The organism is Ignavibacteria bacterium (assembly GCA_025612375.1).
Lineage (GTDB): Bacteria > Bacteroidota > Ignavibacteria > Ignavibacteriales > SURF-24 > JAAXKN01.
On record JAAXKN010000034.1, the window covers coordinates 40786 to 47167 of the forward strand.

Below are 6382 nucleotides of genomic sequence, written 5' to 3' on the forward strand. Positions count from 1 at the left end.
CAGCGAGAGAGGGCTGAATTATTGTTCAGAATGTATATTAAAACAAAAATAAAATACGGTTTGACTTTATAAAGGAGGCTGAAAAGAAATAAATAGAGTATTTAATCTTTCAACCTAAACAGAGTATTTTCTTAAATACTAAATTCATGTTTAAAGTAAAAGATTTTTTAAATTTCGCAACAAAATAATTTATGAAGGGCGGATTTTCTTTTTATCTTATTTAACGACTTCCAGAATGGACTGCCTGAGGGTTTTCTGCCCAATGCCGAAAGAGCGGAGTTTGGAGGTGTCCATGGACACGTCTTTTACCCCGTTGAGGCCCGGAATTTCAAACATCGACACTGCCCTAAGGAGCGATTTATCCAGGCCCGCAGCATCACAAAGCATGCTCCCAAGGCCGTAGCGCGAGATTCTTTCCTTGCCTCCGAAATTTATCACTTCTCCTTTTATATCCTTCTCAATAAGCGAAGAAATAACTTCTGCGGCATCGCTTAATGAAAGGGGGCTGCGGAACTGGTCGTAGAAAAGCCTGACCGGTTTTCCCTCTTTCAGGCTTTCATACATTGTGTGAAAGTGGCACCTTGAGTGATATAGGCCCAAGCCGAAAAGAAGTGAGGTCCTGAGTATAATGTAATTGCCCGTTGCGCTTTTTACAGCCTCTTCGCCCAGGAGCTTGGTTTCGGCATAAAGAGTTGCCGGGTTAAGCGAGGCATCTTCCTTAAGCATCATTCCGAGTGCTCCGTCATAAACCAGGTCCGTGGAAGTATAGACCATTTTCGCCTTGTACTTTTCACAAAGCAGGGCAATAATTCCTGTTGAACCCACATTAATTGCCACGACCTTGTCTTCAGGCATCCTGCCGGCTTTTTCCGAATTGGAAACAGCCGCCGTATGTATTACCACACCGGGGCGAAATACCTGAAATACCTCCTCCAGGCATTTACCATCCAGTATGTCAATTCCGGCGGAATTAAAATCCTTGCAGTTACCCTTGTTCTCATTGTAAAGAGTAAGTATTTCAGCCCTCCGGCTGAGCTCAATATTCAGGTACTGGCCTAAAAGCCCGCTTCCTCCTGTAATGAGTACTTTTAAGGCAGACATATCTTCCCCAGCACAGTTTCTTTCCTGGCGCCTGTTACGCTCGGGAGGTTTGACGGATTTCCCGAAATGGTTTCATTTGCCAGAACGGCAAAACAGATCGCCTCCTTGGCATCAGAGGAGATCCCCAGCTCTTCAATGTTCATTACCCTGACCTTCTCTGTAAAATAGTCCTTCAGGAATTTCACCAGGGCAAGGTTCCTTGCTCCGCCTCCCGATATAATGAGCTCGTCTATCTCTATTTTCCCGCGTATGAACTTCTCATAATTCCGGTAAATGGCATAAGCGGTAAAGTTTGTAATTGTCGAGATCCAGTCCTCAGGCGGAACATCCGTATACTTTTCCAAAAGATCCTTCAAGAAAGCCTCGCCATAAAGCTCGCGCCCGGTGGACTTTGGAGGAGCCTTTTCAATATATGTATCCTTCTTTTTAAGCGCCTCTAAAAGCCCGGCATTTACTTTTCCCTTTAAGGCCGTCTTTCCGTCCTCGTCATACTCCTTTCCTAAAAAGCGCCTGGAAAGAATGTCAATCATCATGTTTCCCGGGCCTGTATCAAAAGCCCTTATTTCAACCGGTTTAGCTCCTCTCTTAAGGATGGTAAAGTTCGATATCCCACCAACATTCAGCAGCGCGCGGTTATGTTCATCGGAATACATGAGCAGGTAATCGAAGTATGGTACAAGGGGCGCCCCCTGCCCGTCAAAGGCTACGTCGCCCGTGCGGAAGTCCCCTACTGTAATAACTCCGGTCAACTTTGCAATTACTGCCGGGTCAGCTATCTGGAGTGTGGATCGCACCTCATAGCCGAACATTTCATGTTTTTCCGGAAGGTGATGTATAGTCTGCCCGTGGCTTCCGATAAGATCCAGATTTTCTAAAGGAAAACTGTTTTTATTGCACAGGGCCTTAATTGCATCGGCATATATCATCGGAATAAGAAAGTTCAGGCGGCAAATGTCCTCGACATTGCTCGTCTCCTTTGCGGAATTCTTAAGCACCAGGTCCTTCAAGCCCTCGGGAAAGGGGTAGGCAAGAAAATCTATCTGCCTTAGCTTTGTTGTGGTGCCATTACCCGTAACTTCCAGAAGAACGGCATCCACACCGTCAAGCGAGGTGCCTGACATGAGTCCGACAACGTATTTTTTTTCTTTTTTGGATAGTTGAATTAAGTTTTGCATATTCCTTTTATTTTTCCGTTTTCTCTTAATAAAGGTGAACGTTAAAGACAGAATTGTTGTTAATTATTAAAAGTTAAAATTATCACATGAAAATCAATCATATTCTTGGCGCACATACATCAATTGCCGGCGGAGTAGATAAAGCCGTTGACCTGGCCGGAAAACTCAATTTCCAGACAATGCAGATCTTCACCAAAAACGGCAACCGCTGGGCCGACGGACGAATCAATGAACAAACAATTGAAAATTATAAAAATAAACTAAGTAAAACAAAAATATCCCCCGTCGTTGCTCATGATTCGTACCTCATTAACCTTTCGGCAAATAATGAGGAGCTGTTAAATAAGTCAATTGATGCTTTTGCAGATGAGCTTCAGCGCTGTGAAGCACTGGGAATTCCGTATCTCAACTTCCACCCGGGGGCTCATACGGGCCGTGGAGTTAAAGACGGCATAAAAACAATAATTGAATCCCTGAACATCGCACACCAAAGGACTAAGGATTTTAATGTAAAAAGCATGCTTGAACTTACCGCAGGACAAGGGACGACACTTGGGAGCCGTTTTGAAGAGATAAGAGAAATCATAGACGGCGTTGAGGATAAAGAAAGGATGAGCGTCTGCATCGATACGGCGCATATTTTTGCCGCCGGATACGACCTGAGAAGTGAAGAAGCATATGAAAAGACCATGAATGAGTTTGATGCAATCATCGGCCTTGACCTCTTAAACTGCATACACATGAATGACTCAAAGAAAGAACTTGGAAGCCGTGTCGACCGCCATGCTCATATAGGGGAAGGTTTCATCGGGCTAGAAGGCTTCAGCAACATAATGAACGACAAACGTCTTGAGAACGTGCCTAAAATCCTTGAAACCCCCAAGGATTCAAAAGAGCAGCTTGAAGACCTGAAAAATATAGCCACTCTCCTCAGCCTCTGCAAGTAAGTAGAAGACAATAATGAAAAAGCCCGGCTTTAATCATTAAAACCGGGCTTCGCTTAAAAAAATAATTTTATTTTATGGTTCCAGAGGCTCTAAGACCATTATGCCTGTCTGCTTTTTGTTCTTCATCAGGTAGTCTGCAAGTGGTTTATCCGTAATCTGAACCTTGCTTCCGACAATCGGAGCGTGCATGAAATGAATCCTGCCGTCGTCTGCCTTAACTGCAATTCCGACGTGAGCTATATCCATGCCGTCCAGCCCGCTTGTAATTGCAATAAGGTATCCGTTCTTAATCTTGCCTTCAACACTTTTAATTTCTTCCTTAGGAATATAGTAATACTGCCTTGAGTTGATTTTGGATTCTATGTTTTTAATGGCGTTAAAATCTTCCTCATTCCGGCTTATCTGCGCGTATTCCTTGCGGTTCTTCGTCATAAAGTTAACTTTCTTGGCGTACGGCTTTCCGCCTATTTCCTTTGTCACGTCCTTAACAACGCCTTTTGAATTGTTGTCAAAGATCCAGTCGGAGAAGTAGTGAAGCCTTGAAGGGTAGCCCTGGAGCTTGCCTTCGCGGTATCTTACTTTTGTAAGCTCCGCCTGATAGTCTTCAAATGAAGTCTTGCCACTTTTAATGCACCTTGAAAATACGAGCGCATTTTCAAGAAAAGTTGTGCAGTCAAGCCCGGTAAGATGAACTACGAGCTGCTCTTTTCCTTCGGTTTCAAGTGTATGGGCTTCATAGTTGAGCCCCAGAAAGCTCTTGCCAATTTCTGCAATAACGTCGTTAACCGGCTTTTTATTTAAGTTTTTTTCAACTGCAAGAGTAAATTTCTCACTGCAGATTTCCTTGTCCTTTGGTGTATAGATTGTCTGTGCAAATGACATTGTCGTCAGTACCAGTGTAACCATTAAAAATGTAAATGCTCTTATCATATCGGGTAATCTTCCTCAGTAATAGTTGTTGTTTGATTTGCTTCTTCAATATGTCTGACCAGTTCAAGATTTTCAAACCGGGCGTAATCCTTAAAGAACTTCAGGCGCACGTCCCCGGTAGGGCCGTTTCTCTGTTTTCCTATTATGATTTCGGCAACACCCTCGAGGCTGTTTCCGTCGGCATCCTGCTTCATGCCGTAGTATTCCGGGCGGTGAATGAACATTACAACGTCTGCATCCTGTTCAATAGAACCCGATTCACGAAGATCCGAAAGCATAGGCCTTTTATCGGTTCTGGACTCAACGGCACGGTTGAGCTGTGCAAGAGCAATTACAGGTATATTCAGCTCCTTGGCCAATGCCTTCAGGGAGCGCGATATATGTGAAATTTCCCTTTCACGGCTTTCCATCTTTGTGGATGCATTCATAAGCTGAAGGTAATCGATCATAATAAGACCCAGGTTTTTCTCGGCTTTAAGCCTTCTGCACTTGGCTCTTATCTCAAGGATTGTCTGGCTTGGTGAGTCGTCAATAAATATCGGGGCCTCGCTGAGCTTGTGTATGTTCCGGCTGAGCTTCGGGCCTTCCTCGTTAGGTAGTTTTCCTGTTCTTACAAGGTGGGCATTAAGCCTTGCCTCCGAGCATATCATACGGATTACCATCTGTATTGTGGCCATTTCAAGGCTGAAGATGGCAACAGGTACCTTATGGTCAACCGCAGCATTGCGCGCAAGTGAAAGCGCAAAAGCCGTTTTACCCATGGAAGGGCGGGCTGCAATGATAATAAGATCCGACTTCTGGAAGCCTCCAAGCATATCGTCCATCTGATAAAAGCCTGTCGGCACTGCAAACTGCTGATGTTTTTTCGAATGTATAAGCTCAATATACTCCATAGCCTGAATAACGGCCTTATTCATCTGCGAATAAGACTTTTTCATGTGCGCTTCTGTAATTTCAAATATCTGGCGTTCGGCACGGTCCAGAAGGTCAAAAGCGTCCTCGGCGCCTTCATAGGCACTCTGGGCAATTTCCATGGAGGCCGAAATCAGGCCCCTTAAGATGTGCTTTTCGAGCACGATCTTGGCGTGGTATTCTATATTTGCTGCCGAAGAGATATTCTGTGAAAGCCTGCTTAAATAAACTGCCCCGCCGACATCCTCAACCTGCCCCTTCTTCTTCAGCTCTTCGTAGAGCGTTACGGTATCAATAGGCTCATTTGCCTCAAAGAGCGACTGCATGGCCTCAAAGATCAGCCTGTGCTGCTTAATGTAAAAAGCCTCAGGCGTAAGGAGCTCAATTCCTTTTGGAACGGCCTCTTTTTCTATCATCATTGCACCCAGTACCGCCATTTCCACCTCCGGAGCCTGAGGGGGCTTTACCGATGCGCTCTGAAGCATACTGAGATTAACCTCTTCTTTTGGAGCTTCTTTCTTAAACTTACTCATTTACTATTTTACCCCGCCATCATATCGTCATATAATTTTCTGAATTGCTGTACATCCTCCCAGGCAGCTCTTTTCCACTGAGGATTTCTCAGGAGTGCTGCAGGATGGTAGGTTACCATTACTTTTGCTTTGCCGAGTTCATAAACGTTCCCCCTCATCTTCCCCAGGGAAAGCTTCAGATTAAGCAGTCCTGAAGCAGATATAAGCCCCAGGCACAGTATCAGTTTCGGCCTAATCATTTCAATCTGCCTGTGAAGGTAAGGAATACAGACCTCCATTTCACTTGGAAGAGGATTCCGGTTTCCCGGGGGGCGGCATTTAAGAATGTTTGTTATATAAACTTCTTCTCTTGAAAACTTTATTGCGGCAAGTATGTCTGTTAAGAGCTTGCCGGCACGCCCGACAAAGGGCTTTCCCTGCAGGTCCTCTTCAGCTCCCGGAGCCTCGCCGACTACCATAACCTTCGCCTTCGGATTGCCTGAACCAAATACGAGGTTGTTCCGGGTCTTCTCCAGGGGACATTTATGGCACTCTTCCATAAACGCCTGCAGTTCAGCTAAATTCTTAGCATGAATGAATCCCTCTTTGCTCAGTTCATTTTCCATGTTATCCTCCCGCTCGTTCTGGTATCGTGCTACATCGGCCAACAGATCCAGGTCAATCTTCTCAAACCGCCTGTTTTCAAACATAAGCGGGCCGAAGATAGCTTCCTGATCCTTTAAGGCTTCGATTAATTTCTGAATGCTTTGTTCAACCAATTTACTAAAGTTCGCTTATTTCTGAA

At 44.8% G+C, this 6382-nt stretch carries 6 protein-coding genes; 1 reads left to right on the forward strand and 5 read right to left on the reverse strand.

Annotation, left to right across the window (positions count from 1 at the left end; all coding sequences use genetic code 11):
* Positions 1–216: 216 nt before the first annotated feature.
* Together HF312_16815 and HF312_16820 are read right to left on the reverse strand one after the other, a co-directional pair.
* Positions 217–1101, reverse strand: coding sequence for an NAD(P)-dependent oxidoreductase (locus HF312_16815; protein MCU7521879.1), 885 nt, complete (start codon positions 1099–1101; stop codon positions 217–219).
* Positions 1089–2276, reverse strand: coding sequence for an anhydro-N-acetylmuramic acid kinase (locus tag HF312_16820; protein MCU7521880.1), 1188 nt, complete (start codon positions 2274–2276; stop codon positions 1089–1091). The genes HF312_16815 and HF312_16820 overlap by 13 nt, the downstream gene beginning before the upstream one ends.
* An 86-nt stretch (positions 2277–2362) precedes the next feature.
* On the opposite strand from HF312_16820, the gene nfo reads away from it, so the two are divergent.
* Positions 2363–3223, forward strand: a complete 861-nt coding sequence (gene nfo, locus HF312_16825; GenBank protein MCU7521881.1) for a deoxyribonuclease IV — start codon at positions 2363–2365, stop codon at positions 3221–3223.
* Between the two features lie 72 nt (positions 3224–3295).
* Here the strand turns inward: nfo and HF312_16830 are convergent, their stop codons facing one another.
* Genes HF312_16830 through HF312_16840 form a run of 3 tightly spaced genes read right to left on the reverse strand, consistent with a single transcriptional unit; the run spans position 3296 to position 6287 of the window.
* Positions 3296–4153 (reverse strand): DUF1460 domain-containing protein, encoded by an 858-nt coding sequence (locus tag HF312_16830; GenBank protein ID MCU7521882.1) that lies wholly within the window; start codon positions 4151–4153, stop codon positions 3296–3298.
* The gene (gene dnaB / locus HF312_16835; GenBank protein MCU7521883.1) at positions 4150–5598 is read right to left on the reverse strand and encodes a replicative DNA helicase; all 1449 of its coding nucleotides are present in this window, start codon (positions 5596–5598) and stop codon (positions 4150–4152) included. Before dnaB ends, HF312_16830 begins: the two co-directional genes overlap by 4 nt.
* Positions 5599–5606: 8 nt before the next feature.
* Positions 5607–6287 carry a uracil-DNA glycosylase gene (locus HF312_16840; protein ID MCU7521884.1) on the reverse strand — a complete coding sequence of 227 codons (681 nt, stop codon included), beginning with the start codon at positions 6285–6287 and terminating at the stop codon, positions 5607–5609.
* Positions 6288–6382 lie beyond the last annotated feature (95 nt).

Bases quoted from the DNA above. Each gene is read 5' to 3' on its own strand.
- HF312_16815 (MCU7521879.1), bottom strand. From the start codon at position 1,101: ATGTCTGCCTTAAAAGTACTCATTACAGGAGGAAGCGGGCTTTTAGGC.
- HF312_16820 (MCU7521880.1), bottom strand. From the start codon at position 2,276: ATGCAAAACTTAATTCAACTATCCAAAAAAGAAAAAAAATACGTTGTC.
- nfo (MCU7521881.1), top strand. From the start codon at position 2,363: ATGAAAATCAATCATATTCTTGGCGCACATACATCAATTGCCGGCGGA.
- HF312_16830 (MCU7521882.1), bottom strand. From the start codon at position 4,153: ATGATAAGAGCATTTACATTTTTAATGGTTACACTGGTACTGACGACA.
- dnaB (MCU7521883.1), bottom strand. From the start codon at position 5,598: ATGAGTAAGTTTAAGAAAGAAGCTCCAAAAGAAGAGGTTAATCTCAGT.
- HF312_16840 (MCU7521884.1), bottom strand. From the start codon at position 6,287: ATGTTTGAAAACAGGCGGTTTGAGAAGATTGACCTGGATCTGTTGGCC.